Consider the following 1,486-nt stretch of genomic DNA (forward strand, 5'->3'; position numbering starts at 1 on the left):
AGTCGCTGTAGGTGGCGAAGCGCGAGACCAGGCGGCACTCGCCCGCTACGGCTTGGTTGAAGTCGTGCTGGATGGTGGGGTGTTCGAGCAGGCGTCGATGGATCATGATCTGGTGCAGGACCAGGCATGAAGCGTCATCGAGGTCCACAAGCCCACGCGCCCAGGCCGCGACGATCAGTTGGTACACATGGAAGGGCGCCTTCGGCGGAAGGCTCGAGGGGCCCTTCCACGCCAAGGGCGAGTAGCTTGGGGGCGATTGGTTCAGCAAACGCCAGGCGCCCAGCAGGCACCGGACTTGAGGGGCCATGTACTGCAGTTCGCGGACGGCGTGCGGTATGACCAGGTCCCTGGCGAACGCGCGGCCTTGCACGCAGGCGAAGGTGCCGCAGGCGGTTGGGTACAACCATGCGCTCAAGGGCCATAGCACATCGCTGATATCGAGCATCGTGGCGTGCAGCAACTCCAGGCGCAAAGGCTCGAACCAGGGAGCCGTTGCTGGACCGGCCACCGGGGGCATGGTCAAGCAACGGGCCGCGAGGTGCCTGGCGATGACCGGCAATGGCTGTTCGCTCAATAGCCAACCGCAGACATGGCGTTTGTCGAAGTCCACTTCTGACAGGGCATGGACGGCAGTGAGCTGAAGCAGTGTATCAGCGGGCTGGCCGGGCGCCGCCAGCTCGACCAGGGTCGGACACTCCGCTGTCAGGTGCGTCAGGTCGTCGCGCATCACGCATTCGACTGCCTCTACTCCCTGTTGCCGGGTCAGCGCTGCAATGCTCAAGGGATGTTCGGGACCGCAGTTGGCAAGCGGGTCGAGCAGCAGGTAGAGGAAATCGTCGGCTTTACGCGCCTGTGCCACCAGGTCGAGCAGATATTCAGGTTTCATCGCTGGTGCTCCACGCATTCTTCAAGCCCCTGCAACACCTGGCTGGTGATCGACAGTTCGTTGCCGCTACCGCTGGCGTTCTGGCTCAGCGGCGCTTTCAGGATCAGCGCCACGCCATCGAGCGTGATCCCGTCGCCGTCGATGCGCAGCGTGCCGCCTGGCGCTTTGAGGGTGATGCTCTGCGAGGCATGGATTTCGTAGCACCGGGTGTGCTGCCGAATGGCCTGGCCGGCCTTCAGTTCAAGGTGGCCCTCGATGGTCTGCTGCATATGGCCACCCACGCTGACGCTGTGGTTGGCCGCTGTGCTGTCAAAGCGATGATTGCCCACCCGCACCGTGCGGTCCTGGGCAATCGTGATGGTCTGGCTATGGCCGATGTCCAGCAGCGCGTCATGGCCAATCGTCACCTGGTCGTCGTTGCCGATGGTTTCGCGACGGTTGTTGGCGACGTCGAGCACTTCGTCATGGCCAACCTCCTCACGTCGATCATTGCCAACCTGCGTGGTCTCATCATGCTTGACCACATTGTTCTGATCCCGCTGCGCATGGATGAACACCTCTTCCTGCCCCAACTCATCCTCGAAGCGCAGCTCGTTGAAG

The 1,486-nt window shown here is 62.9% G+C and carries 2 protein-coding genes; both read right to left on the reverse strand.

The features are described from left to right. A partial coding sequence (locus V0R62_RS26670) for a hypothetical protein (RefSeq protein WP_330105830.1) occupies positions 1-886 on the reverse strand: 886 nt, incomplete at its 3' end. Next, a partial coding sequence (locus V0R62_RS26675) for a bacteriophage T4 gp5 trimerisation domain-containing protein (protein WP_408005745.1) occupies positions 883-1,486 on the reverse strand: 604 nt, incomplete at its 5' end. The genes V0R62_RS26670 and V0R62_RS26675, both read right to left, overlap by 4 nt.

It is taken from the genome of Pseudomonas carassii, from assembly GCF_036324045.1.
Classification (GTDB): domain Bacteria; phylum Pseudomonadota; class Gammaproteobacteria; order Pseudomonadales; family Pseudomonadaceae; genus Aquipseudomonas; species Aquipseudomonas peradeniyensis.